Raw genomic sequence first — 24,519 nt, 5'->3', positions numbered from 1 at the left:
TGCCGTCGAGGTTGCCGGCCAGCGGCCGGCACCACCGCGGGTGCCGGGTGTGCAACCCGGCCGGGGCCCCAACCCGTACAATGTCCGGATGCCTCTGATTACCCTACAGAACGTCGACTTCAGCGTCGGCGGCCCGTTGTTGCTGGAAAAGGCCGAACTGTCGATCGAGCCGGGCGAACGCATCGCCCTGATCGGCCGCAACGGCGCCGGCAAATCCACTCTGCTCAAGCTGCTCTCCGGCGACCACAAGCCCGATGACGGCGAAGTGCGCGTGCAGCAGGGCGTGCGCGTCACCCGCCTCGAGCAGGAAGTGCCACACGGCGCGGCCGGCTCGGTGTTCGACGTCGTTGCCGATGGCCTGGGCGAACTGGGCCAGTGGCTGGCCGAGTTCCACCATCTCAGCCATGCCGAGGTGTTCGATGGCGAAGCCCTGGGCAACGTGCAGGCCAAGATCGACGCCGCCAACGGATGGGGCCTGGACCAGCGCGTCAGCGAAACGCTGACCAAGCTCGACCTGGACGGCGAGGCCGAGTTCGGCCGCCTGTCCGGCGGCATGAAGCGCCGCGTGCTGCTGGCCCGTGCGCTGGTCTCCAGCCCGGACGTGCTGCTGCTGGACGAACCGACCAACCACCTGGACATCGAAGCCATCGACTGGCTCGAAGCGTTCCTGAAGGGCTGGAGTGGCAGCGTGGTGTTCGTCACCCACGACCGCCGCTTCCTGCGTGCACTGGCCACCCGCATCGTCGAGATCGATCGCGGGCAGGTCACCAGCTGGCCCGGCGACTGGGCCAACTACGAGCGCCGCCGCGAGGAACGGCTCAATGCGCAGGCGCAGGAAAACGCGCGCTTCGACAAGCTGCTGGCGCAGGAAGAAGTCTGGATCCGGCAGGGCATCAAGGCGCGCCGCACCCGCGACGAGGGCCGCGTGCGCCGCCTGAAGGCGATGCGCGTGGAGCGTTCGCAGCGCCGCGATCTCAGCGGCAACGTCAAGATGGAAGCCGCGCAGGGCATCAGCTCCGGCAAGAAGGTCATCGACGTCAAGGACATTTCGTTCGCCTTCGGCGAGCGCACCATGGTCCGCGACTTCACCACCACCATCATGCGCGGCGACCGCATCGGCCTGATCGGCCCCAATGGCAGCGGCAAGACCACGCTGCTGAAGCTGCTGCTGGGCGAACTGCAGCCGGCCAAGGGCGAAGTCAACGCCGGCACCAACCTGCAGATCGCCTATTTCGACCAGTACCGCGCGGTGCTGCGCGAAGACTGGAGCGCGATCGAGAACGTGGCCGAAGGCCGCGATTTCCTCGAGTTCAACGGCAAGCGCAAGCACGTGCATGCCTACCTGCAGGACTTCATGTTCACCCCCGAGCGCGCGCGTGCGCCGATCACCCGCCTGTCCGGTGGCGAGCGCAACCGCCTGCTGCTGGCCAAGCTGTTCGCGCAGCCGTCCAACCTGCTGGTGATGGACGAACCGACCAACGACCTGGACGTGGAAACCCTGGAGCTGCTGGAAGAGCTGCTGGGCGAGTACACCGGTACGCTGCTGCTGGTCAGCCACGACCGTGACTTCATCGACAACGTGGTGACCTCCACGCTGGTGATGGAAGGCGACGGCGTGATCGGCGAGTACGTCGGTGGCTACAGCGACTGGCAGCGCTATGCGGCCAGCGTGGCGGCGCCTGCGGCGGCTACGGCCGCCAAGCCGGCGGCCGCTGCACCGGCTGCGACTCCGGCCGCGCCCAAGCGCAAGCTGGCCTACAAGGAAGCGCGCGAACTGGAACAGTTGCCGAAGACCATCGAGAAGCTGGAAAGCGACGTCGAAGGTCTGACCTCGGCGATGAACGATCCGGCGTTCTATACCCGCAGCAGCGCCGAAGTGACGGCGCACACCCAGCAGCTGGCCAAGGTGCAGGCCGAGCTGGATGCCGCCTACGCGCGCTGGGAAGAGCTGGAAGGCTGAGCGTTGACCGGCGCCAGCGGCTGCGCCGATTGATCGGATGGAGAATCAGTAGATCCACGCCATGCGTGGATATCCGGATCTGTGCGGACCAACGGTCCGCACCCACCAATCAACGGTCCGTGCGGACCAAGGTCCGCCCCCACTTGGGGGGCCGGCGGTCATTTGACCCCGTGCAGATCCCGCAGCTGGCTCGGCCGGCTGCCGAAGTACGCCGCCAGATCGGCGATGTCCTGATCACTCAGGTCCTTCGCCTGCGGCGTCATCAGCGCATGCTGGCGATCACCGGCGCGGTAGGCCTGCAGCGCGTGTGCCAGGTAGTCACCGTACTGCCCACCCAGCTTGGGGTAGGTCGGGTCGATCGGTGCGTTGCCGTCGGCGCCATGGCAGTCGATGCAGCTCTGGTTGGTGGCCTTGCCCTTCACCTTGGCGCGGGCTTCGCCGGCGGCCTCGCGGCCGGTCGGCAGGCCGGCCGAGGACGAAGAACCGTGCTCGCCGCTGGCATGACCCGGGTCGGCGGCGGAGGTCTCGCTGTTTTCCACCTGCGACTGTGAACAGGCCGCCAGCAGCAGGGCAACGGACAGGGCGATGGCGTGACGCATCGGATGCGCGGCTTTCGACATGGGCGGGCCTTACTTGACGGTGGACAGGTAAACAGAGAGATCGGCGATCTCCTGTTCGCTGAAACTCATCGACTGCGCCTGCATCGTCGGATGCCGGCGCTTGCCCTGGCGGTACTCGGTCAGGGCCTGGGCCAGGTACTGCTGGGTCTGGCCGCCGATCTTCGGCACCCGGTAACTGGGATAGGCGTTCTTGTAGCCGGTAATGCCATGGCAGCCCTGGCACGTGTAGGCCAGGACGCGCCCATTGTCGAAGTTGCCGGTGGGCGCGGCAGGCGCAGGCGCCGCAGCGGGAGCCGGGGCCGGGGCAGGCGTGGCGGGAGCAGGAGCGGGCTGTGCGGCGGCCCCAAGGGGCAGGAGGACGGCCAGAGCGAGACAAGCGGCGAGCGGCTGCGGGCGCATGGTGTCGTTTCCGGGGATTCGGGTCTGGTCGTTCCGGCGTGGGGTACGGAACGACCCGAGTATAGCCTCAGGTTTCATCTAGCTGAAATGGGGTCGGGCCGACCGGCGGCGTGAAGGCACCATGACCTTTGGGATATGGTGTTGCCGTGAAGTGGTGCATTACTTTGCTACCACACCTGTCCACGCATCCTCCAGGGACCTGACGATGTCGCACCCAACCTTCCTGTCCGGCCGTCGCAGCGGAATCTGCGCTGCCGCACTGCTGATCTCCACCTCCCTGCTGCTGGGCGGTTGCGCCGCAGGGCCCAATTCTGAAGCCAAGGCCGCCGAGACCAAGGAGGAAAAGAAGGTCGATGCGGTCCCGGTCGAGGTGGCGGTGGCCAGCCATCGCGCGGTCGCGGCCAGTTACACCGGTACCGCCGCACTGGAGCCACGCGCCGAATCGCAGGTGGTCGCCAAGACCTCCGGCGTGGCACTGGCGGTGCTGGTCGAGGAAGGTCAGCGGGTCACCGCCGGCCAGCCGCTGGTGCGGCTGGACCCGGACCGCGCGCGCCTGGCGGTGGCACAGAGCGAAGCGCAGATGCGCAAGCTGGAAAACAACTACCAGCGCGCACAGAAGCTGGTCGGCCAGCAGATGGTCAGCGCCGCCGATGTCGACCAGCTGCGTTTCGATCTGGAAAACGTCCGCGCGCAGTACCGCCTGGCGACGCTGGAACTGTCCTACACCACCGTGGTCGCACCGATTTCCGGCGTGATCGCCTCGCGCTCGATCAAGACCGGCAACTTCGTGCAGATCAATACGCCGATCTTCCGCATCGTCGACAACTCGCGACTGGAGGCGACGCTCAACGTGCCCGAACGCGAGCTGGCCACCCTGCGCGCCGGCCAGCCGGTGACCCTGGCGGCCGACGCGCTGCCTGGGCAGAGCTTCACCGGCACCGTTGACCGCATTGCGCCGGTGGTGGACTCGGGCAGTGGCACGTTTCGCGTGGTCAGCGCCTTCGACGGCGCGGCACACGCGCTGCAGCCCGGCATGTTCGGGCGCATCCGCATCGATTACGACCAGCGTGCCGATGCGCTGGTGGTGCCGCGCCTGGCGTTGCTCGACGACGGTGAGCCGGCGGTGTTCCGCGTGCGCGAAGGCAAGGTCGCACGCGTTCCGGTCAAACTGGGTTACGCCGAGGGCCCGTGGGTGGAGATCCGTGATGGCCTGGCGGCCGGTGATCAGGTGGTCACCGCCGGCAAGGTCGCCCTGCGCGACGGCACCGCGGTGCAGGTGATTGCCGACCCGAAGGCGAAGACGGTCGCAACGGCCGCCAAGCCGGCAGCCAAGGCCGGGAGCACGCAATGACCGCCCCGGGCCACGACCACGGTGCCTCGCCGGCGAGCGACGGCGCCGCCGCCGGCATGCGCGGCGGCCTGGTGGAATTTGCCACCCGCCGCCGCGTGACCATCGCCATGTGCACGGTCACCCTGCTGCTGTTCGGCCTGATCGCGCTGGGCAACCTCAAGGTCAACCTGCTGCCGGACCTGAGCTACCCGACGCTGACCGTGCGCACCGAATACACCGGTGCGGCGCCGACTGAAATCGAAACCCTGATCACCCAGCCGGTCGAGGAAGCGGTCGGCGTGGTCAAGAACCTGCGCAAGCTGAAGTCGGTCTCGCGCACCGGCCAGAGCGACGTGGTGCTGGAATTCGCCTGGGGCACCAACATGGACCAGGCCAGCTTGGAGGTGCGCGACAAGATGGAAGCGCTGAACCTGCCACTGGAGGCCAAGGCCCCGGTGCTGCTGCGCTTCAATCCGTCCACCGAGCCGATCATGCGCCTGGTGCTGTCCAACAAGGTCGCGCCGGCCAGCGATGCCGACGCGGTCCGCGAGCTGACCGGCCTGCGCCGCTATGCCGATGAAGACCTGAAGAAGAAGCTCGAGCCGGTTACCGGCGTGGCGGCAGTGAAGGTCGGCGGTGGACTGGAGGACGAGATCCAGGTCGACATCGACCAGCAGAAGCTGGCGCAGCTGAACCTGCCGATCGACACCGTCATCAAGCGCCTGAAAGACGAGAACATCAACATCTCCGGCGGCCGCCTGGAGGAGGGCTCGCAGCGCTTCCTGGTGCGTACCGTCAACCAGTTCGCCGACCTGGAGGAGATCCGCAACCTGCTGGTGACCACCCAGGGCTCGAACGGCAGCGCGGCCGACTCGGCATTGCAGCAGATGTTCAACATCGCCGCGTCGACCGGTTCGGCAGCGGCCATCGCCGCGGCGTCGGCGGCGCAGAGCGCATCGTCAGGTGCGGGCTCCAGCGTCGTCGCCAACGGCGTGCCGGTGCGCCTGAAGGACGTCGCCACCGTGCGTCAGGGCTACAAGGAGCGCGAAGCGATCATCCGCCTGGGCGGCAAGGAGGCGGTCGAGCTGGCCATCTACAAGGAAGGTGACGCCAACACCGTGTCCACCGCCGAAGCGCTGCGCAAGCGGCTGGAGCAGATCAAGGGCACGTTCCCGTCGGACGTCGAGCTGACCACCATCGAGGACCAGTCGCGCTTCATCGAGCACGCCATCGCCGACGTCAAGAAGGATGCCGTGATCGGTGGCCTGCTGGCGATCCTGATCATCTTCCTGTTCCTGCGCGATGGCTGGAGCACGTTCGTGATCAGCCTGTCCTTGCCGGTCTCGATCATTGCCACGTTCTTCTTCATGGGCCAGCTCGGGCTGAGCCTGAACGTGATGTCGCTGGGTGGCCTGGCATTGGCCACCGGCCTGGTGGTGGATGACTCGATCGTGGTGCTGGAGAGCATCGCCAAGGCCCGTGAGCGTGGCCTGGGCATCCTGCAGGCGGCGATCGCCGGCACCCGTGAAGTGAGCATGGCGGTGGTCGCCTCGACACTGACCACCATCGCGGTGTTCCTGCCGCTGGTGTTCGTCGACGGCATCGCCGGGCAGCTGTTCCGCGACCAGGCGCTGACCGTGGCGATCGCCATCGCGATCTCGCTGCTGGTGTCGATGACCCTGATCCCGATGCTGAGCTCGCTGAAGGGACGGCCGCCGCTGGCGTTCCCGGAAGAGGCACCGAACGCAGCGTGGCAGCCGCAGAAGCGCTGGCAGAAGCCGGTCGCGCTGGGTCGCTGTGGCGTGGTCGCCAGCGTGCGCTGGGGCTTCTATGCGCTGGCCTGGCTGGTGGTGCGCCTGTGGCGTGGCGTGGTGGCGGTGGTCGGGCCGGTGATGCGCAAGGCCAGTGATCTGGCGATGAAGCCCTACGCCGGTGCCGAGCGCGGCTATCTGCGCCTGCTGCCGAGCGCATTGGCACATCCGGGCAAGGTGCTGGGCGTGGCCACGATCATCTTCGTGGCGACCATGGCGCTGGTACCGATGCTCGGCGCCGACCTGATCCCGCAGCTGGCGCAGGACCGGTTCGAGATGACCGTGAAGCTGCCGGCCGGCACGCCGCTGAAGCAGACCGACGCGCTGGTGCGTGAGCTGCAACTGGCGCATGGCAAGGGGGAGGGCGTGGCTTCGCTGTACGGTGTCAGCGGCAGCGGCACCCGCCTGGACGCCAGCCCCACCGAGAGCGGCGAGAACATCGGCAAGCTGACCGTGGTGATGGCCGGTGGTGGCAATGCCCAGACCGAGGCGGCAATCACCGAGCGCCTGCGCGGCACCATGAGCCAGCATCCGGGCGCGCAGGTCGACTTCGCGCGGCCGGCGTTGTTCAGCTTCTCCACGCCGCTGGAAATCGAGCTGCGCGGGCAGGACATGGCGACCCTGGAAGTGGCCGGCCAGCGCCTGGCGGCGATGCTGCGCGGCAACGCCCACTACGCCGACGTGAAGTCGACGGTGGAGGAGGGCTTCCCGGAAATCCAGATCCGCTTCGACCAGGAGCGCGCCGGTGCGCTGGGCCTGACCACCCGCCAGATCGCCGACGTGGTGGTGAAGAAGGTGCGTGGCGACGTCGCCACCCGCTACAGCTTCCGTGACCGCAAGATCGACGTGCTGGTGCGTGCGCAGGAAGGTGACCGCGCCAGCGTGGACAGCATCCGTCGGCTGATCGTCAATCCGGGCAGCACCCGCCCGGTGACCCTGGACGCGGTGGCCGACGTGGTCGCCACCACCGGCCCCAGCGAGATCCATCGTGCCGACCAGACGCGGGTCGCGGTGGTGTCGGCCAACCTGCGCGACATCGACCTCGGCGCGGCCATGCGCGAAGTGCAGCAGATGGTGTCCGAGCAGCCGCTGGGCGCGGGCGTGGGCCTGCACATCGGTGGCCAGGGCGAGGAGCTGGCGCAGGCGGCGAAGTCGCTGATCTTCGCCTTCGGCCTGGCGATCTTCCTGGTCTACCTGGTGATGGCCTCGCAGTTCGAGTCGCTGCTGCATCCGTTCGTGATCCTGTTCACCATCCCGCTGGCGCTGGTCGGTGCGATCCTGGCGCTGATGCTGACCGGAAAGCCCATCTCGGTGGTGGTGTTCATCGGCCTGATCCTGCTGGTCGGCCTGGTCACCAAGAACGCGATCATCCTGATCGACAAGGTCAACCAGCTGCGCGAGGCCGGCGTGGCCAAGCAAGAGGCGCTGGTGGAAGGTGCGCGCTCGCGCCTGCGGCCGATCATCATGACCACGCTGTGCACGCTGTTCGGCTTCCTGCCGCTGGCGGTGGCGATGGGCGAGGGTGCTGAGGTGCGCGCGCCGATGGCGATCACCGTGATCGGTGGCCTGCTGGTGTCGACCCTGTTGACCCTGCTGGTGATCCCGGTGGTGTACGACCTGATGGATCGTCGTGGCGATGCGTACTACCGTGAGCGCGGCCGCAAGCATGCCGGCGCAGGGCTGCACGGCGCTGAGGGCGGCGCGGCAGGCGTGGAGGAGCCGGCATGAGTGTTGCCGAGTTCTCCATCCGCCGCCCGGTCACCACCATCATGTGCTTCGTGTCGCTGGTGGTGATCGGCCTGATCGCTTCGTTCCGGCTGCCGCTGGAGGCGCTGCCGGACATCTCCGCGCCCTTCCTGTTCGTGCAGATTCCGTATACCGGCTCGACCCCAGAGGAAGTGGAACGGACCATCATCCGTCCGGTCGAGGAGTCACTGGCGACGATGACCGGCATCAAGCGGATGCGTTCGTCGGCGACGTCCGAGGCGGCACTGATCTACATCGAGTTCAGCGACTGGGACCGCGACATCGCCATTGCCGCGTCCGACGCGCGCGAGCGTATCGACGCGATCCGCAGTGACCTGCCCGACGACCTGCAGCGCTACAACGTGTTCAAGTGGTCCAGCAGCGACCAGCCCGTGCTGAAGGTGCGGCTGGCCAGCACCACCGATCTCACCACTGCCTATGACATGCTCGACCGTGAGTTCAAGCGGCGCATCGAGCGCATCCCGGGCGTGGCCCGCGTCGATATCACCGGTGCGCCGCCGAACGAGGTGGAGATCGCCATCGACCCGAACCGGCTCAACGCGCATGGGTTGAGCATCAACGAGCTGAGCGAGCGCCTGCGCACGCTGAACTTCTCGATCTCGGCCGGGCAGATCGACGACAACGGCCAGCGCGTGCGCGTGCAGCCGGTGGGCGAGATCACCGACCTGCAGGAAATGCGCGACCTGGTGATCAACGCCAAGGGCCTGCGCCTGGGTGATATCGCCGACGTCCGCCTGAAGCCGGCGCGGATGAACTACGGGCGCCGCCTGGACGGCAACCCGGCCGTCGGCCTGGACATCTTCAAGGAGCGCAGCGCCAACCTGGTGGACGTCTCGCGTGCGGCGCTGGCCGAGGTCGAGGCGATCCGCGCGCAGCCGTCGATGCGTGACGTGCAGATCAAGGTGATCGACAACCAGGGCAAGGCAGTGACGTCCTCGCTGCTGGAACTGGCCGAAGCCGGCGCGGTCGGCCTGATCCTGTCGGTCACCGTGCTGTTCTTCTTCCTGCGCCACTGGCCGTCGACGCTGATGGTGACCCTGGCCATTCCGATCTGCTTCACCATCACCCTGGGCTTCATGTACTTCGTCGGGGTGACACTCAACATCCTGACCATGATGGGCCTGCTGCTGGCCGTCGGCATGCTGGTCGACAATGCGGTGGTGGTGGTCGAGAGCATCTACCAGGAGCGCGAGCGCATGCCGGGGCAGCCGCGGCTGGCCTCGATCATCGGCACCCGCAATGTGGCCATCGCGCTCAGCGCTGGCACGCTGTGCCACTGCATCGTGTTCGTGCCGAACCTGTTCGGCGAGACCAACAACATCAGCATCTTCATGGCACAGATCGCGATCACCATCTCGGTCTCGCTGCTGGCCTCGTGGCTGGTCGCGGTCAGCCTGATCCCGATGCTGTCCGCGCGCATGGCCACGCCCAAGCTGGTGCACTCGCAGACCGGCCTGATCGCGCGCCTGCAGCGCCGCTACGCCCGGCTGCTGGACTGGTCGCTGCACCACCGCGGCTGGAGCCTGCTCGGCATCCTGCTGGTGGTACTGGTCAGCCTGGTGCCGATGAAGCTGACCAAGGTCGACATGTTCGGGGGCGAGGGCGGCAAGGACATCTTCATCGGCTACATGTGGAAGGGCGCCTACACCTACCGGCAGATGTCCGAGGAAGTGGCGCGGGTGGAGAACTGGATCGACCAGAACCGCGAGCGCCTGCACGTGAAACAGGTGTACTCCTGGTACAGCGAGCAGGAGGGCAGCTCCACGGTGGTCACCCTGGACGAGAAGTACGCCAAGGACATCAAGGCGCTGCAGGAAGAGTTGCGCAAGGGCCTGCCGAAGTCCGCCCGCACCGACTATTTCGTCGGCAACCAGGGGGGCGATGGCGGTGGTGGCGGCAACCAGGGCGTGCAGGTGCAGCTGGTGGGCGACTCCAGTTCAATGCTGCAGGAGATTGGCCAGGAAGTGGTGCCGTTGCTGGCGCAGCGTGCCGAGCTGCGTGACGTGCGCATCGACAACGGCGAGAAGGGCGGCGAGCTGAAGGTGCGCGTCGACCGTGAGCGTGCCGCAGCGTTCGGCTTCAACGCCGAACAGGTGGCCAGCTTCGTCGGCCTGGCGCTGCGCGGTGCCCCGATGCGCGAGTTCCGCCGCGGTGACAATGAAGTCCCGGTGTGGGTGCGCTTTGCCGGCGCCGAGCAGAGCAGCCCGGAAGACCTGGCCGGTTTCAGCGTGCGCACCGGCGATGGGCGCAGCGTGCCGCTGCTGAGCCTGGTCACCGTGGACGTCGGTTCATCGGCCACCCAGATCGGCCGTACCAACCGTCAGACGACGTTGACCATCAGGGCCAACCTGGCCGAGAAGGTCACCGCGCCGGACGGGCGCAAGGCGATCGAAGCCGTGCTCAAGCCGATGAACTTCCCGGCCGGCTATGGCTTCACCTTCGACGGTGGCGACTACGGCAACGACGACGAAGCCATGCAGCAGATGGTGTTCAACCTGCTGATCGCGCTGGTGATGATCTACGTGGTGATGGCCGCGGTGTTCGAGTCGCTGCTGTTCCCGGCAGCGATCATGAGTGGCGTGCTGTTCTCGATCTTCGGCGTGTTCTGGCTGTTCTGGATCACCGGCACTTCGTTCGGGATCATGTCCTTCATCGGCATCCTGGTGCTGATGGGCGTGGTGGTGAACAACGGCATCGTGATGATCGAGCACATCAACAACCTGCGGCGCAGCGGCATGGGCCGCACCCAGGCGCTGGTGGAAGGCTCACGCGAACGCCTGCGCCCGATCATGATGACGATGGGCACGGCGATCCTGGCGATGATCCCGATCTCGCTGACCGATACGCAGATGTTTGGCAACGGCCCGGAGTATTCGCCGATGGCGCGCGCGATTGCCGGCGGCCTGGCGTTCTCGACGGTGGTCAGCCTGCTGTTCCTGCCGACGATCTACGCGGTGCTCGATGACCTGCGCACTGCTGTGACACGGCTGATCCGCCGTGCGCGTGGCCTGGAGAGGGTAGAGCCGGGCGCTGCCCGGCTGTAATGCGCGACAACGTGTTGTGGTGTGGGGGAGGCCGGTCGTAGTGGGGCGGCCTCCCCCTTTTTTTGCCGGGCATGGCGCGGCGTTACCCATCACTGCATCGCGGCGTCGGCCGAGCAGGGGTTAAGGCATAGCAAAGCCCGGCTGATCTTCGCGACCTGAAGCACAGTGCCAACCAAGGTTGGCACCTACCGGTAGCGCCGGGCCATGCCCGGCGGAACCATCAGCCTGCCACCTTGCCCCACACCTTGAACGTGGTCAGCCACAGGCCGAGCATGCTGCCGATGTTGGTCAGCATGAAGGTCAGGACCACGCGGGTGACGCGGTTGCGGTACCAGCCCTTCAGGCTCTGCGCATCGTCGCGCAGCTTCAGGAAGTCCTCGTAGGCCGGCTTGCGCAGCCGTGCTTCCACCAGCGCCGAGAAGGCGCCGGTCGGGATGCTCAGGCGGAACGGCTTGAACGGGGCCACCGCGATCGCGGTGAGGATGCTCAGCGGATGGCCGCCGGCCAGCAGGCAGCCCAGGCCCGCCAGGCCGCCGGTGTACATCGCCCAGGTCGCCAGCAGTTCGGTGCCCACGCCCAGGCCGCCGCGGTAGAAGCCCACGCCGATGCCGGTCGCCACGATGGCCAGGATGCCGAGCGTGAACCACGGAATGTTGCGCTTCTTCGGCACCGCCTCCAGCTCGGCGCGCAGCGGTGCCGGGGCCTCGGTGTCGGTTTCCAGGTAGCGCGCGAGACCCGCAAGATGGCCGGCACCGACCACCGCCAGCACTTCACGCTGCTGCGGGGTGTGTTCCTCGCGCAGGCGCGTGGCCATGTAGCGGTCGCGCTCGCCGATGATGGTTTCGTACAGCGCCGGGCTCTCGCTGGCGAACTCACCAAAGCTCGACTCCAGCATGTCGCCCTGCTTGAGCTTCTCGATCTCGTTCTCGCCCACTTCTTCCGACGAGAACAGGCCCGCGCCCAGCCCGGCAACCAGCTTCAGCTTGCCGAAGAAGCCCAGCCGTTGCGACGCACGACGGAAGGTCAGGCCGACCTCGCGGTCGATCAGGTGCACCGGCAGGTTGCGCTCGCGGGCCAGCTCCACCGCACGCTTCAGCTCGGCACCGGGTTCGATGTCGAGCTGTTCGGCCAGGCGGCGCTGGTAGGCGGACAGCGCCAGGTTGGCCGCAAACAGGGCCACGCGGCCCTTGCGGATCACTTCGACCAGATCAAGCTTGGCCAGCGTGTCCGGGTCGCTCAGCGCCTGCAGGCGCTGCGGGTCCAGCTCGACAGCCACTGCATCGAAGCGGCCGCTGTCGATGGCTTTTTCCACGGCCTCGACGCTGGCGCGTGAAACGTGGGCGGTGCCCAGCAGGGTGTAACGCACGCCGTCGCGTTCGACAACGCGCACCGGCTGGCCGGCGAACAGGTCGTCACCGGTCTCGGGAAGGGTTTCGGTCATGGGTTCATTCATTGGAAGGTGCGGTGTCGGCGCCGTCGCCGAGCGCGCGCTGCATCTGCACGGTATCCAGCCAGCGGCCATGCTTGCGGCCGAGGCCACGGAACACGCCCACCAGCTCGAAGCCGAAGCGTTCGTGCAGCTTGATTGAAGCGGTGTTGGTCGGTTCGCCGATCACCGCCACCATCTGCCGGTAGCCACGCGCCACGCAGGCATCGATCAGCGCCTGCAGCAGGCCGGTGCCGACGCCCTTGCCCTGGAAGCGGGCATCGACGTAGACCGAGTTCTCCACGGTCCACTGGTAGGCCACGCGGGTGCGGTAGGTATTGGCGTAGGCATAGCCGGCCACCTGGCCATCGATCTCGGCGACCAGGTAGGGGAAGCCGCGATCGACGATGTCGCGCATGCGGCGCAGCATCTCGGTCGCGTCCGGGATCTCGTACTCGTAGGTGTTGACGAAGTCGGTCACTTCCACCGCGTAGATCGCGGTGATCGCATTGATGTCGGCAGGGCCGGCATCACGGATGAGGACGGCCATGCGCGGGCTCCGGCTCAGTCGATGTAGCGCTTGAGCAGGTCGCCGTAGGCATCGATGCGGCGATCACGCAGGAACGGCCAGATGCGGCGCACGTGCTCGCTGCGCTGCAGGTCGACGTCGCACAGCAGTACGGTGGCCTCGGTACCGGCCTCGGCCAGGAATTCGCCCTGCGGGCCCAGCACGTGGCTGTTGCCCCAGAACTGGATGCCCGAAGCACCCAGCGGCGAAGCCTCATGGCCGACGCGGTTGCAGCTCAGCACCGGCAGGCCATTGGCCACGGCATGGCCGCGGTGGCTCAGTACCCAGGCGTCGCGCTGGCGGGTCTTCTCGTCCTGCACATCGTCCGGGTCCCAGCCGATCGCAGTCGGGTACAGCAGCAGCTCGGCGCCGGCCAGCGCCATCAGCCGCGCTGCTTCCGGGTACCACTGGTCCCAGCACACCAGCACGCCCAGGCGGCCCACCGAGGTATCGATCGGCTTGAAGCCGATGTCGCCCGGGGTGAAGTAGAACTTCTCGTAGAAGCCCGGGTCGTCCGGGATATGCATCTTGCGGTACTTGCCAAGCAGCGTACCGTCCTTCTCGAACACCACGGCGGTGTTGTGGTACAGGCCGGCAGCGCGGCGCTCGAACAGCGAGCCGACCAGCACCACGCCATGCTTCTTCGCCAGCGCGCCCAGGCGCTCGGTGCTCGGGCCCGGAATCGGCTCGGCCAGGTCGAACTCATCCACCGACTCGTGCTGGCAGAAGTACGGACCGTTGTGCAGTTCCTGCAGCAGCACCAGCTTGGCACCCTGCGCAGCCGCCTCGGCCACGCGTGCTTCGATCACCGCCAGGTTGGCGGCGGCGTCACCGTGGTTGCGCTCCTGGATCAGGGCGACGGTAAGGGGGCTGCGCGAGTTCATGCGGGGCGTTCCTGCGGGGGAAAACCTGCATGTTAGCGCGGATGGGCGGCGGCGGCGTGTCGCGCGCTGAATGGGTGATGGTCGTGCCGGCCGCTGGCCGGCATCCCCGTCAATCCATCAGGCATTGCCTGATTGCCGGCCAGCGGCCGGCACGACCTTTTCTCAGGCCTTCAACAGCCCTTCCGGCAGCTGCATGGTGATGCAGTGCAGGCTGCCGTTCTGCCAGATCAGCGAGCGGCAGGGCACCTGCACGATCTCGCGGCCCGGGTAGGCCTGCGCCAGCACGTCGCGGGCCAGGTCGTCGGCCGGGTCGCCATAGGCCGGCATCAGTACCGCGCCATTGACGATCAGGTAGTTGGCGTACGATGCCGCCAGGCGACGGCCTTCGTCGATCACCGGCCGGGCCCACGGCAGCGGGAACAGGCGGTATGGCTGGCCATCCTTGGTACGCAGTGCAGCCAGCTCGTTGCCCATCGCCTGCAGTTCGGCGTAGTGCGAGTCGCTCTCGTCGTCGCAGGCCTGGTAGACGATGCTGTCGGTCGAGGCGAAGCGGGCGAGGGTGTCGATGTGCGCGTCGGTGTCGTCGCCTTCCAGGTAGCCGTGGTCCAGCCACAGCACGCGGTCCTGCTGCAGCCAGTCGGCGAGGTCGGCGCTCAGGCTGGCGCGGTCACGGTCCGGGTGGCGTTCGTGCAGGCACTTCCAGGTGGTCAGCAAGGTGCCTTCGCCGTCGGTCTCGATGCCGCCGCCTTCCAGCGCGAACGGAATGCTGCGCACCGGCGCATCGTTGAACACGCCGGCCTGGTCGAGTACGCCCACCAGCTGGTCATCCAGGGTGGCGTCGAACTTGCCGCCCCAGCCGGTGAAGCGGAAGTCCAGCAGCTGGAAACCGCCGTCGGCGCGGCGCAGGGTGATCGGGCCGGAGTCGCGCAGCCAGGTATCGTCGTAGGCGGCCGTGGTGAAGTGGACCTTGTCCATGTCGATGCGGTTGGAACGCAGCCGCATTTCGGCATAGGTCTCCACATCGTCGTCGGCCACGCAGATCAGCACCGGCTGGAAGCGGGTGATGGCCGCGACCAGGGCGATGTAGGTCTCTTCCACCTGGCCCAGGCGGTCGGCCCAGTCGGTGTCGGCGGTGGGCCAGGCAATCAGGACGCCGCTCTGGGCTTCCCACTCGGCAGGAAAACGAAGGGTCTGGTTCATGGTCTCGCTACACAGGCCCGCCCACGGCGGGTAAGGGGATCAACGGATCGGCGGTTTCGGGCCGATTTCGTTCGGGTCCGCCTGGTTGGCCACCACGTCGATCACCTTCTGCTTCTCGAAGTAGACGGTGAACTGCGGGTACACCCAGCGGTTGATGGTCGGCCATTGCCGCTTCTGCCCGCCGCGCGGCTGCAGCTGCTCGCTGGGCGCGCCGAACTGCGCCTGCACCTGCTGCATGCTCTGGCCGCGCACGGGCAGGGCGCCGGCCGGCTTCTCGCGGGCACGGTCGACAAGCAGGGTATCGGCCAGTGCCGGTGTGGCGGCGGCCAGGGTGGCCATCACGGCCAGGGCGGACAGGTAACGCTTCATCTCGATCTACTCCCCAGTGGTCAAGAAAGGCGATTACAGCAAAAACGGCAGGAAAAAGCCGCATAAACAAAAAACCGCCCGAAGGCGGTTTCTTGCATCGGGTCGGCCCCGCGTAGGGCCCGCCGCAGCCAGGAGGCTGTGAGGCTTAGCGCTGACGCGCCTTGAAACGCGGGTTCGACTTGCAGATGACGAAGATCTTGCCACGACGACGCACGACCTTGCAGTCACGGTGACGGGCCTTCGCCGACTTCAGGGAGGACAGGACTTTCATGGCATACCTCGGCGTAAACAGTAGTTGTTCGGGTGGAGCGTGGCCGCGATATGCGAAAGACAATCGGCAGTTGACGCTCGTTCAAGCCCGCCATTCTACCGGGCTTTTCCTCATGGTTTCAAGTGGTTGCACAAAAGATCCCGCTCGGGGCGTCTGGCAGGGGCTAGAATGGCCTCTTCACACGCTCTGGGACCCCCATGAATCCACTCGCTCCCGTCCTGACCATCGACGGCCCATCCGGGGCCGGCAAGGGTACCATCAGCCGCATCATCGCGCGCAGGATGGGCTGGCATTACCTGGATTCGGGCGCGCTGTACCGGGCGGTGGGCGTGGCCGCGAGCTGGGCCGACATCGACACCTCCGATGCCTCGGCGCTGGTCCGCTGCACCTTCGACACCCACGTCCAGTTTGTCGAGCAGGGCGATGCCATGCGGGTCATGGTCAATGGCACCGACGCCACCGACGAGCTGCGCCTGGAGACCACCGGCGCGCTGGCCTCGGCGATTGCGGCCATTCCGGAGGTCCGGGCCGCCCTGAAGGAGCGCCAGCGCGCATTCAGGGAGCTGCCCGGCCTGGTCGCCGACGGCCGTGACATGGGCACGGTGATCTTCCCGGACGCCTCCTACAAGGTCTTCCTGACCGCCAGTGCCGAGGAGCGCGCCGAGCGCCGGCATAAGCAGTTGAAAGACAAGGGGGTTTCTGTTAACTTTGATGACCTCCTGCGCGAGATCATGGCCCGCGACGCCCGTGATGCCCAGCGTACCGTGGCGCCCCTGAAGCCGGCAGACGATGCTGTCCTCATCGACACCACAGGCATCGGCATCGATGATGTCGTTGCCCGAGTGATGGATCTGCTTCCGGTTCCGGCTGCCTGATCCGTTCGCGCGGGAGCACTGCCAGCAGCATCGGCGGTGGTCGCGCATAGCAATGCTGTACCCGCTCCGTCGCGCAATGATGCGTGGCGGTTTTCCTACTACACACGACCTGCGTTTCCGGGGTCGACCAACAGGCGGGCGGTCGCCATTCCCCTGAAGGGGACGCCACCGACCCATGTGTCCAACAGAGTAAATCTAATGACCGAATCATTTGCCGAACTGTTTGAAGCCAGCCAGGCCAACCTGGCCAAGCTGAAGCCGGGCGCCATCGTCAGCGGTACCGTTGTTGAAGTCCGCGGCGACGTCGTGGTGATCAACGCTGGCCTGAAGTCCGAAGGCATCGTGCCGATCGAACAGTTCCGTAACGACGCTGGCGAAATCGACGTCGCCGAAGGCGACATCGTCAAGGTCGCCCTCGACTCGATCGAGAACGGCTTCGGCGAAACCGTCCTGTCGCGCGAGAAGGCCAAGCGCGCGATGGTGTGGGACGAGCTGGAAGAAGCGTTGGAAAAGAACGAAACCATCACCGGCCGCATCAGCGGCAAAGTCAAGGGTGGTTTCACCGTGGACATCAAGGATGTCCGCGCCTTCCTGCCGGGTTCCCTGGTCGATGTGCGCCCGGTGCGCGATCCGGCCTACCTGGAAGGCAAGGAACTCGAGTTCAAGCTCATCAAGCTGGACCGCAAGCGTAACAACGTCGTGGTCTCGCGCCGCGCTGTCGTCGAAAGCGAGCACTCGGAAGAGCGCGAGCAGCTGATGGACAAGCTGCAGGAAGGCGCGATCCTGAAGGGTGTCGTCAAGAACCTGACCGATTACGGCGCGTTCGTGGACCTGGGCGGTATCGACGGCCTGCTGCACATCACCGACATGGCGTGGAAGCGCGTGCGTCACCCGTCGGAAGTCGTGAACGTCGGCGACGAGCTGGACGTCCGCGTGCTGAAGTTCGACCGCGAGCGCAACCGCGTTTCGCTGGGCCTGAAGCAGCTGGGCGAGGATCCGTGGGACAACATCGGCCGTCGTTACCCGGCCAACAGCCGCGTCTTCGGCAAGGTCTCCAACGTCACCGATTACGGTGCGTTCGTTGAGATCGAGCCGGGCGTCGAAGGCCTGGTGCACGTCTCCGAGATGGACTGGACCAACAAGAACGTCAACCCGTCCAAGGTTGTGCAGGTGGGTGACGAAGTCGAAGTGATGGTGCTGGACGTCGATGAAGAGCGTCGCCGTATCTCGCTGGGCATGAAGCAGGTTGCCGCCAATCCGTGGGAAACCTTCGCTGCCACCCACAAGAAGGGTGACAAGGTGTCGGGCCAGATCAAGTCGATCACCGACTTCGGCATCTTCATCGGCCTGGACGGCGGCATCGACGGCCTGGTCCACCTGTCCGACATCAGCTGGAACACCACCGGCGAAGACGTCGTTCGCAACTTCAAGAAGGGCGATACCCTGGATGCCGTCGTCCTGGCTGTCGATCCGGAGCGCGAGCGCATCTCCCTGGGCGTGAAGCAGCTGGAGCAGGATCCGTTCGGCCAGTACATGGCCGCCAATCCGAAGGGCTCCAAGGTCGAAGGCGTGGTGAAGGAAGTCGACGCCAAGGGCGCGATCATCGAGCTGGCTGACGGCATCGAAGGTTACGTCTCGGCCCGCGACATCGCCAACGAGCGCGTTGACGACGCCACCCAGCACCTGAAGGTCGGCGACAAGATCGAAGCCAAGTTCGTGGGCATGGACCGCAAGGGCCGTACCCTGCAGCTGTCGATCAAGGCCAAGGACGACGCGGAAATGCGCGAAGTGCTGGAGGAATACCAGTCCTCTTCGGCTTCCAGCGGCACCACCCAGCTGGGCGCGCTGCTGCGTGCGCAGCTGAACGGCAACAAGTCCGAGTAATCGGCCTTAGGCTGTTTGTTGTTTCCTGGACGGCCCGGGCTTCTGCCCGGGCCGTTTCAGGCTGAGATGCCCCTGATGTGAGCCGGTGATGACCAAATCCGAACTGATCGAAATCCTTGCGCGCCGGCAGGCGCACCTGAAGGCCGATGATGTCGATCTGGCGGTGAAGTCGTTGCTGGAAATGATGGGCGGATCGCTGTCCGCCGGGGATCGCATCGAAATCCGTGGTTTTGGCAGCTTCTCGCTGCACTATCGTCCGCCGCGCCTGGGCCGCAACCCGAAGACCGGCGAATCGGTTGCCCTGCCGGGCAAGCATGTCCCCCATTTCAAGCCGGGCAAGGAACTGCGCGAGCGGGTCAGCAGCGTGCTGCCGCTGGACGCCGATCCGGCCTGAGCCTGCCGTCGCGCCACCGCGTGCGAATCCAGCCGCGAGTCGGATAAGCTACGGACTCCTGCCACTGGAGCTGTCGCATGAAGGTTTTTCGTCTGCTGGTCCTGCTGGCGGTGCTGATCCTTGGGTTGATCATTGGTGCGGTCAACATGACCGCGATGTCGATCAACCTGCTGTTTACCCAACTGCACACCTCGGTGGGCGTGGCCCTGATCGCCGCGCTGCTGGTCGGTGTGGTGGTCGGTGCCGGGCTGGTGCTGGTGAGCGTGGTCATTCCGCTCTACGGCCAGCTGCGCCGCGCCAACAAGTCCGCTGTCGCTTCGCCGGCACCGGTCGCTTCCAACCAATCTTTTGATGGACGTTGATCGAAGATGGATTTCGTCACCGAGTGGTTCTGGTTTTTCCTGTTCGTTCCGCTGGCCGCACTGGCCGGGTGGGTGATCGGACGTCGCGGCGGCCAACGCCACGGTGACAGCCAGGTCAGCCGCCTGTCGAGCACCTATTTCCGGGGCCTGAACTACCTGCTCAACGAGCAGCCGGACAAGGCCATCGAGCTGTTCCTGCACATTGCCGAGCTGGACAAGGAAACCTTCGAGACCCAGGTCGCGCTGGGCCACCTGTTCCGCCGCCGCGGCGAAGTCGACCGTGCCATCCGCCTGCACCAGGGCCTGGTCAACCGTCACGACCTCAGTGATGCACAGCGCGTGCAGGCTCTGCTGGCGCTGGGCGAGGACTACATGAAGTCCGGCCTGCTGGATCGTGCCGAGACCGTGTTCACCGAGCTGGCGCAGCTGGACCAGCGCGCCCCCCAGGCGCTCAAGCACCTGATCGGTATCTACCAGGCCGAGCGTGACTGGGAAAAGGCGATCGACAACGCCACCCGTTTCGAGGATGTCACCGGCGAGCCGATGGGCAAGCTGATCGGGCAGTTCGAATGCGAACTGGCCGAGCGGTTCCGTGGCGCCGGCAAGCTGGAAGAGGCGAGGGCAGCGATTGCGCGGGCCTACCAGGCCGACGCGATGTCGGTGCGCGCCGGCATCATCGAGGGCCGCCTGGAGACCGACGCCGGCAACCCGGAGGCGGCCGTACGCGCCTTCGAGCGCGCCGCGCGCAACGATCCCGAATACCTGCCGGAACTGCTGCCGGCCTTGATGCAGAACTACCGCAAGGTTGGCGACCTGGCAGGCGCACGCGCGTTCCTGTCGGAGATGACCGAGCATTACCGCGGCATCGCCCCGGTACTGGCGCTGACGCGCCTGATGGAAGAGCAGGAGGGCGTGGCGCCGGCGCGTGCCTACCTGGGCCGCCAGCTCAAGGATCGTCCGTCGGTGCGTGGCGAGTCCGCGCTGATCGACCTGACCCTGGCCGAGGGCGCCGATTCCACGGCCACCCTGCACGACCTCAAGCACATCACCGACCAGCTGCTGGTGCGCAACCCGGCCTATCGCTGCACCCGCTGCGGCTTCGGCGCGCGCACCCACCACTGGCAGTGCCCGAGCTGCAAGGAGTGGGGGACGGTCAAGCCGCTGCTGAATTACGCGGTGCTCTGATCCATGCCCTGGCTTGTGATGGGCGCGCTGCTGGCGCTCGCCCTGCTGAGCGCGCTGCTGACGTGGGCGGCACGCGGCTACGCACTGCGCCGGCAGTTGATGGACCAGCCCGGCGAACGCCGCAGCCATAGCGTTGCCACCCCGCGCGGTGGCGGCATCGCCATTGTCATCAGCCTGCTGGTGACTGCTGGCGTGGCCATGTGGGCCTGGCCCGAAGCGACTCCCAGTTTGCTGGTGGCCAGCCTTGGGCTGGTGCTGGTGGCCGGCATCGGCTGGTGGGACGACCACAAGCCCCTGCCGGCGATGCGTCGCCTGCTGGTGCACTTCATCGCTGCGGCGCTGCTGGCCGGCCTGGTCAAGGTGAACGGCGGAAGCTGGCTGTTGGCCACGCTGGTGCTGCTGTTCACTGCCTCGCTGATCAACATCTGGAATTTCATGGACGGCATCAACGGCATCGCCGCCAGCCAGGCCGTCGTAGCGATGCTGGGGCTGGCGCCGGTGCTGCCCTGGCCGTACTCGCTGGCTGCGGTGGCGCTGGGCCTGGCCTGCCTGGGATTCCTGCCGTTCAACTTCCCGCGGGCCCGGATCTTCATGGGCGATGTCGGAAGTGGAGCGCTGGGATACGCGGTCGCGGCCGTGCTGGCGCTCGCCAGCGTGCGCACCGATATCAACTGGATCCTGCTGCTGGTACCGGTTTCGCCGTTCCTCGTGGACGCGGGCTTCACACTGCTGGCGCGCATCATTTCAGGACAACGCTGGATGGAACCCCATACCCAGCACGTCTACCAGCGCGCGGTGCAGGCAGGAGCCAGTCACCCCCAGGTGACAGGGATGTACTTTGCTTTGGGCCTGTTCAGCATTACAGTGTTCAATGTCTGCTCCAATCTGCAGCCGAGGTGGGAGGCTGCCGTGGCGATCGCGTGGTTCACCGCGCTGAGCGTCCTCTGGCTCCTCCTGCGCAATGGAATGCGCTACCGACAAGGAAATACCTGACTTATGGCTTCACCCTGGCGGGACAGAATCCTCGGCCTGATGCCGCGTTCGGCCATCGTCTGCCACGACCTTTTCATGGTCTGGGCATGCTGGCAGCTGCTCCATGCGGGGCGCTACTCGATCCTCCCCAACGCCCCGGCGCTGCCCCTGTGGAACGTCGATACCACCCTGGTGCTGCTGCTGCAGGGCCTGGTGTTCTGGCGCGTGGGCCTGTATCGCGGCCTGTGGCGGTTCGCCAGCGTCAGCGACCTGCTGAACATCTTCAAGGCCAGCTTCATCGGCATGGTGGCCATCGTGCTGGTGCTGATGTGGAAGCGCTTCGACGGCGTGCCGATGTCGGTGCTGGTGATCTATCCGTTCGCGCTGTCGGCCCTGCTGGGCGCGCCGCGCCTGCTGTACCGGGCCTGGAAGGACTACCAGGCGCTGCAGTCCGATTCCAGCGCCCGCCGCGTGCTGATCCTGGGTGCCGGCCAGGCGGCCGAGACCCTGGTGCGTGACCTGCGCCGTTCCGGCAACTTCGAGCCGGTCGGCCTGCTCGACGATGCACCGCACCTGCGTGGCGCCAAGCTGCAGGGCCTGCCGATCCTCGGCACCCTGGACGACGCACCGACGGTGGTCCGCGAGACTGCCGCCAAGCTGCTGGTCATCGCCATGCCCTCGTTGGATGCTGCGGGCATGCAGCGCGTGGTGGCGATCTGCGAAAGCACCGGCGTGCCGTTCCGTACCGTGCCCAAGCTGAGTGACATCCTGCAGGGCCAGTCGCTGCCTGGGCAGCTGAAGGAAGTGGCGATCGAGGACCTGCTGGGGCGCAAGCCGATCATGCCGGACTGGAACCTGATCCGCGGCTGGTTGGGTGGGCGCACCGTGATGGTGACCGGCGCCGGTGGTTCGATCGGCTCGGAGCTGTGCCGCCAGTGCGCGCGGCATGGTGCCGGTCGCATCATCCTGCTGGAGATCAGCGAGCTGCTGCTGCTGACCATCGAGGGCGAGCTGCGTCGCAGCTTCCCCGATGTCGAGATCGAGGCGGTGCTGGGCGACTGCGGTGACCCGGCGGTGATCCGCCACGCGCTGTCGCTGCACCCGGTCGATACCGCCTTCCATGCCGCCGCCTACAAGCACGTTCCGGTGCTGGAGCGCCAGCTGCGCGAAGCGGTGCGCAACAACATCCTGGCGACCGAGAACGTGGCCCGCGCCTGCCTGGAAGCCCGCGTGGAGCATTTCGTGTTCATCTCCACCGACAAGGCGGTCGACCCGGTCAATGCGCTGGGCGCGAGCAAGCGCTACGCCGAGATGATCTGCCAGAGCCTGGACCAGAAGTCCACGCATACCCGTTTTGTCACGGTGCGCTTCGGCAACGTGCTGGCGTCGGCCGGCAGCGTGGTGCCGCTGTTCCGCGAGCAGATCCTGCGCGGTGGCCCGGTCACGGTCACCGATCCGGAAGTCAGCCGTTACTTCATGACCATTCCCGAGGCCTGCCAGCTGATCCTGCAGGCGGCCGCCTCCGCGTCGCATGGCGCGATCTACACGCTCGACATGGGCGAGCCGGTGCCGATCCGCGTGCTGGCCGAACAGATGATCCGCCTGACCGGCAAGCAGCCGTACAAGGACATCCCGATCATCTATACCGGCCTGCGTCCGGGCGAGAAACTGCACGAGACGCTGTTCTATTCGGACGAGGACTACCGCTCGACCGCGCATCCCAAGATTCTCGAGGCTGGCGTGCGTGCGTTCTCGCGCGACCTGGTGCTGGGCAACGTGCCGCGCCTGCGTGAGGCGATTGCCAGCTACGACACGGCCAGCATCCAGGAAATCCTGTTTGCGACGATGCCGGAATTCTCGCCAATCGAACAGGATGCTTACATTTCATCCGCTAAAGTCGTGCCCTTTCCGGCACGTGAGGCGAACAGGCACCAATGAGCAAGCGAATTCGCAAGGCAGTATTCCCGGTGGCAGGCCTGGGGACGCGTTTTCTGCCAGCAACCAAGACTGTGCCGAAGGAGATGCTGCCGATCATTGATCGGCCGCTGATCCAGTACGCCGTGGATGAAGCCATCGAGGCCGGCTGCGACACCCTGGTGTTCATCACCAACCGCTACAAGCACGCGGTGGCCGACTATTTCGACAAGGCCTACGAGCTGGAGCAGAAGCTCGAGCGTGCCGGCAAGCAGGAACAACTGGAGCTGATCCGGCACGTGCTGCCCAATGGCGTGCGCGCGATTTTCGTGACCCAGGCCGAGGCGCTGGGCCTGGGGCATGCGGTGTTGTGTGCCAAGGCCGTGATCGGCGACGAGCCGTTCGCGGTGCTGCTGCCCGACGATCTGATCTGGAACCGCGGTGCCGGTGCGCTGAAGCAGATGGCCGACCTCAATGAGGCCAGCGGTGCCAGCGTGATTGCGGTGGAAGACGTGCCGCACGAGAAGACCGCCAGCTACGGCATCGTCGCCACCGAGGCGTTCGATGGCCGCAAGGGCCGCATTTCGCAGATCGTCGAGAAGCCGAAGCCGGAGGACGCGCCGAGCGACCTGGCGGTGGTCGGCCGTTATGTACTGAGCCCGAAGATCTTCGAGCTGCTTGAACAGACCCAGACCGGTGCCGGCGGCGAGATCCAGCTGACCGATGCGATTGCCGAGCTGTTGAAGACCGAAGAGGTCGACGCCTATCGTTTCGAGGGCACCCGCTTCGACTGCGGCACGCATCTGGGCCTGGTGGAGGCGACGATCCGCTTCGCGCTGGACAACCCGAAGCTGGCCGGCCCGGCGCGGGAGAAGCTGGCGGCGATGCTGACGGAATAAGGGGTTTATCAAGCGCTCCGTCAGCGCTTTGATTGATACGTGATGGGCGGGACGGGTGGGCCGTTGCAGGACACGCCGTAAACCCGTCCATGGGGGCTCGATGGCGCCATCCATGGCGCCAACGGTCCTGCAACGGCCCACCCGTCCCGCCTGTCAGTTTTCCTGCGGGCGCGGACGGGAAGGGCGGAATCAAGGGCAAGAGCAAAAGCAAAAAGGCAGCCACTGGCTGCCTTTTTTCGTGGGTTGGGATCAGATCCCTTTGCGCAGCAAGGGATCTGACCCCGGCCTTTGACCCTGCCTTTGCTCATCCCTCCGCCGCGGGGAGGCTGGAAGGGCCGGGTTGGCAGGGCTGCCCGGGACCGTTGGCGCCATGGATGGCGCCATC

The 24,519-nt window shown here is 66.4% G+C and carries 20 protein-coding genes; 12 read left to right on the top strand and 8 right to left on the bottom strand.

The genetic code is table 11. The annotated features are described in order from the left end of the window. Window positions 1-88: 88 nt before the first annotated feature. Entirely contained in the window at window positions 89-1,960 is a 1,872-nt protein-coding gene (locus tag BLS66_RS13170; RefSeq protein ID WP_074726044.1) for an ATP-binding cassette domain-containing protein, read from the top strand. A gap of 158 nt (window positions 1,961-2,118) precedes the next feature. Here the strand turns inward: BLS66_RS13170 and BLS66_RS13165 are convergent, their stop codons facing one another. Then, complete coding sequence (locus tag BLS66_RS13165) at window positions 2,119-2,580, bottom strand: c-type cytochrome (protein ID WP_049464462.1); 462 nt, start codon at window positions 2,578-2,580, stop codon at window positions 2,119-2,121. A 9-nt stretch (window positions 2,581-2,589) separates the two neighbouring features. Beyond that, window positions 2,590-2,979: a c-type cytochrome gene (locus tag BLS66_RS13160; protein ID WP_005413034.1), complete on the bottom strand. Its 390-nt coding sequence runs from the start codon at window positions 2,977-2,979 to the stop codon at window positions 2,590-2,592. A gap of 205 nt (window positions 2,980-3,184) precedes the next feature. On the opposite strand from BLS66_RS13160, the gene BLS66_RS13155 reads away from it, so the two are divergent. From BLS66_RS13155 to BLS66_RS13145, 3 genes are read left to right on the top strand one after another with little or no spacing between them, the layout of a single operon-like run. Further along, window positions 3,185-4,330 (top strand): efflux RND transporter periplasmic adaptor subunit, encoded by a 1,146-nt coding sequence (locus BLS66_RS13155; RefSeq protein ID WP_074726043.1) that lies wholly within the window; start codon window positions 3,185-3,187, stop codon window positions 4,328-4,330. After that, window positions 4,327-7,848 (top strand): efflux RND transporter permease subunit, encoded by a 3,522-nt coding sequence (locus BLS66_RS13150; RefSeq protein ID WP_074726042.1) that lies wholly within the window; start codon window positions 4,327-4,329, stop codon window positions 7,846-7,848. Before BLS66_RS13155 ends, BLS66_RS13150 begins: the two co-directional genes overlap by 4 nt. Then, window positions 7,845-10,931, top strand: coding sequence for an efflux RND transporter permease subunit (locus BLS66_RS13145; RefSeq protein ID WP_074726041.1), 3,087 nt, complete (start codon window positions 7,845-7,847; stop codon window positions 10,929-10,931). Before BLS66_RS13150 ends, BLS66_RS13145 begins: the two co-directional genes overlap by 4 nt. A gap of 220 nt (window positions 10,932-11,151) precedes the next feature. Here BLS66_RS13145 and BLS66_RS13140 read toward each other — a convergent pair whose 3' ends face one another. From BLS66_RS13140 to ykgO, 6 genes are all read right to left on the bottom strand, one after another. After that, entirely contained in the window at window positions 11,152-12,372 is a 1,221-nt protein-coding gene (locus BLS66_RS13140; RefSeq protein WP_088475994.1) for a TraB/GumN family protein, read from the bottom strand. A 4-nt stretch (window positions 12,373-12,376) separates the two neighbouring features. Further along, entirely contained in the window at window positions 12,377-12,907 is a 531-nt protein-coding gene (locus BLS66_RS13135) for a GNAT family N-acetyltransferase (protein ID WP_049464474.1), read from the bottom strand. 14 nt (window positions 12,908-12,921) lie between these two features. After that, on the bottom strand, window positions 12,922-13,809 hold the full coding sequence (locus tag BLS66_RS13130) for a carbon-nitrogen hydrolase (protein WP_014646847.1): 888 nt from the start codon (window positions 13,807-13,809) through the stop codon (window positions 12,922-12,924). Window positions 13,810-13,971: 162 nt separating this feature from the next. Further along, window positions 13,972-15,009 carry an agmatine deiminase family protein gene (locus tag BLS66_RS13125; RefSeq protein ID WP_049464476.1) on the bottom strand — a complete coding sequence of 346 codons (1,038 nt, stop codon included), beginning with the start codon at window positions 15,007-15,009 and terminating at the stop codon, window positions 13,972-13,974. A gap of 39 nt (window positions 15,010-15,048) precedes the next feature. After that, window positions 15,049-15,348, bottom strand: a complete 300-nt coding sequence (locus BLS66_RS13120) for a hypothetical protein (RefSeq protein ID WP_227837998.1) — start codon at window positions 15,346-15,348, stop codon at window positions 15,049-15,051. A gap of 175 nt (window positions 15,349-15,523) precedes the next feature. Continuing rightward, on the bottom strand, window positions 15,524-15,649 hold the full coding sequence (ykgO, locus tag BLS66_RS13115; protein WP_005409283.1) for a type B 50S ribosomal protein L36: 126 nt from the start codon (window positions 15,647-15,649) through the stop codon (window positions 15,524-15,526). 197 nt (window positions 15,650-15,846) lie between these two features. Here ykgO and cmk point away from each other — a divergent pair, with 197 nt between their 5' ends. The 8 genes from cmk to galU all read left to right on the top strand — a co-directional run bounded on the left by cmk (window position 15,847) and on the right by galU (window position 24,134). Further along, complete coding sequence (gene cmk, locus BLS66_RS13110; RefSeq protein WP_014036894.1) at window positions 15,847-16,524, top strand: (d)CMP kinase; 678 nt, start codon at window positions 15,847-15,849, stop codon at window positions 16,522-16,524. Between the two features lie 198 nt (window positions 16,525-16,722). After that, window positions 16,723-18,408 carry a 30S ribosomal protein S1 gene (gene rpsA, locus BLS66_RS13105; RefSeq protein WP_005409285.1) on the top strand — a complete coding sequence of 562 codons (1,686 nt, stop codon included), beginning with the start codon at window positions 16,723-16,725 and terminating at the stop codon, window positions 18,406-18,408. 88 nt (window positions 18,409-18,496) lie between these two features. Beyond that, a complete protein-coding gene (locus BLS66_RS13100) occupies window positions 18,497-18,802 on the top strand; it encodes an integration host factor subunit beta (RefSeq protein WP_005409286.1) in 306 nt (101 codons plus the stop codon). Between the two features lie 77 nt (window positions 18,803-18,879). Beyond that, complete coding sequence (locus BLS66_RS13095; protein ID WP_049464482.1) at window positions 18,880-19,164, top strand: lipopolysaccharide assembly protein LapA domain-containing protein; 285 nt, start codon at window positions 18,880-18,882, stop codon at window positions 19,162-19,164. A gap of 6 nt (window positions 19,165-19,170) precedes the next feature. Beyond that, on the top strand, window positions 19,171-20,349 hold the full coding sequence (lapB, locus tag BLS66_RS13090; RefSeq protein WP_005416232.1) for a lipopolysaccharide assembly protein LapB: 1,179 nt from the start codon (window positions 19,171-19,173) through the stop codon (window positions 20,347-20,349). Between the two features lie 3 nt (window positions 20,350-20,352). Continuing rightward, entirely contained in the window at window positions 20,353-21,342 is a 990-nt protein-coding gene (locus tag BLS66_RS13085; protein ID WP_049464484.1) for an MraY family glycosyltransferase, read from the top strand. 3 nt (window positions 21,343-21,345) lie between these two features. Beyond that, the gene (locus BLS66_RS13080; RefSeq protein ID WP_049464485.1) at window positions 21,346-23,259 is read left to right on the top strand and encodes a polysaccharide biosynthesis protein; all 1,914 of its coding nucleotides are present in this window, start codon (window positions 21,346-21,348) and stop codon (window positions 23,257-23,259) included. Continuing rightward, window positions 23,256-24,134 carry a UTP--glucose-1-phosphate uridylyltransferase GalU gene (gene galU, locus BLS66_RS13075; RefSeq protein WP_074726040.1) on the top strand — a complete coding sequence of 293 codons (879 nt, stop codon included), beginning with the start codon at window positions 23,256-23,258 and terminating at the stop codon, window positions 24,132-24,134. The genes BLS66_RS13080 and galU overlap by 4 nt, the downstream gene beginning before the upstream one ends. Window positions 24,135-24,519: the final 385 nt, after the last annotated feature.

The sequence above is a fragment of the Stenotrophomonas pavanii genome (assembly GCF_900101175.1).
GTDB lineage: Bacteria > Pseudomonadota > Gammaproteobacteria > Xanthomonadales > Xanthomonadaceae > Stenotrophomonas > Stenotrophomonas pavanii.
Note: the sequence above shows the minus strand (reverse complement) of the source record. Positions and strands in the feature narration are given on the sequence as shown.

What these genes read in the sequence shown, in the direction of transcription:
- BLS66_RS13170 (WP_074726044.1), top strand. Translation starts at nt 89, where the DNA reads ATGCCTCTGATTACCCTACAGAACGTCGACTTCAGCGTCGGCGGCCCG.
- BLS66_RS13165 (WP_049464462.1), bottom strand. Translation starts at nt 2,580, where the DNA reads ATGTCGAAAGCCGCGCATCCGATGCGTCACGCCATCGCCCTGTCCGTT.
- BLS66_RS13160 (WP_005413034.1), bottom strand. Translation starts at nt 2,979, where the DNA reads ATGCGCCCGCAGCCGCTCGCCGCTTGTCTCGCTCTGGCCGTCCTCCTG.
- BLS66_RS13155 (WP_074726043.1), top strand. Translation starts at nt 3,185, where the DNA reads ATGTCGCACCCAACCTTCCTGTCCGGCCGTCGCAGCGGAATCTGCGCT.
- BLS66_RS13150 (WP_074726042.1), top strand. Translation starts at nt 4,327, where the DNA reads ATGACCGCCCCGGGCCACGACCACGGTGCCTCGCCGGCGAGCGACGGC.
- BLS66_RS13145 (WP_074726041.1), top strand. Translation starts at nt 7,845, where the DNA reads ATGAGTGTTGCCGAGTTCTCCATCCGCCGCCCGGTCACCACCATCATG.
- BLS66_RS13140 (WP_088475994.1), bottom strand. Translation starts at nt 12,372, where the DNA reads ATGACCGAAACCCTTCCCGAGACCGGTGACGACCTGTTCGCCGGCCAG.
- BLS66_RS13135 (WP_049464474.1), bottom strand. Translation starts at nt 12,907, where the DNA reads ATGGCCGTCCTCATCCGTGATGCCGGCCCTGCCGACATCAATGCGATC.
- BLS66_RS13130 (WP_014646847.1), bottom strand. Translation starts at nt 13,809, where the DNA reads ATGAACTCGCGCAGCCCCCTTACCGTCGCCCTGATCCAGGAGCGCAAC.
- BLS66_RS13125 (WP_049464476.1), bottom strand. Translation starts at nt 15,009, where the DNA reads ATGAACCAGACCCTTCGTTTTCCTGCCGAGTGGGAAGCCCAGAGCGGC.
- BLS66_RS13120 (WP_227837998.1), bottom strand. Translation starts at nt 15,348, where the DNA reads ATGGCCACCCTGGCCGCCGCCACACCGGCACTGGCCGATACCCTGCTT.
- ykgO (WP_005409283.1), bottom strand. Translation starts at nt 15,649, where the DNA reads ATGAAAGTCCTGTCCTCCCTGAAGTCGGCGAAGGCCCGTCACCGTGAC.
- cmk (WP_014036894.1), top strand. Translation starts at nt 15,847, where the DNA reads ATGAATCCACTCGCTCCCGTCCTGACCATCGACGGCCCATCCGGGGCC.
- rpsA (WP_005409285.1), top strand. Translation starts at nt 16,723, where the DNA reads ATGACCGAATCATTTGCCGAACTGTTTGAAGCCAGCCAGGCCAACCTG.
- BLS66_RS13100 (WP_005409286.1), top strand. Translation starts at nt 18,497, where the DNA reads ATGACCAAATCCGAACTGATCGAAATCCTTGCGCGCCGGCAGGCGCAC.
- BLS66_RS13095 (WP_049464482.1), top strand. Translation starts at nt 18,880, where the DNA reads ATGAAGGTTTTTCGTCTGCTGGTCCTGCTGGCGGTGCTGATCCTTGGG.
- lapB (WP_005416232.1), top strand. Translation starts at nt 19,171, where the DNA reads ATGGATTTCGTCACCGAGTGGTTCTGGTTTTTCCTGTTCGTTCCGCTG.
- BLS66_RS13085 (WP_049464484.1), top strand. Translation starts at nt 20,353, where the DNA reads ATGCCCTGGCTTGTGATGGGCGCGCTGCTGGCGCTCGCCCTGCTGAGC.
- BLS66_RS13080 (WP_049464485.1), top strand. Translation starts at nt 21,346, where the DNA reads ATGGCTTCACCCTGGCGGGACAGAATCCTCGGCCTGATGCCGCGTTCG.
- galU (WP_074726040.1), top strand. Translation starts at nt 23,256, where the DNA reads ATGAGCAAGCGAATTCGCAAGGCAGTATTCCCGGTGGCAGGCCTGGGG.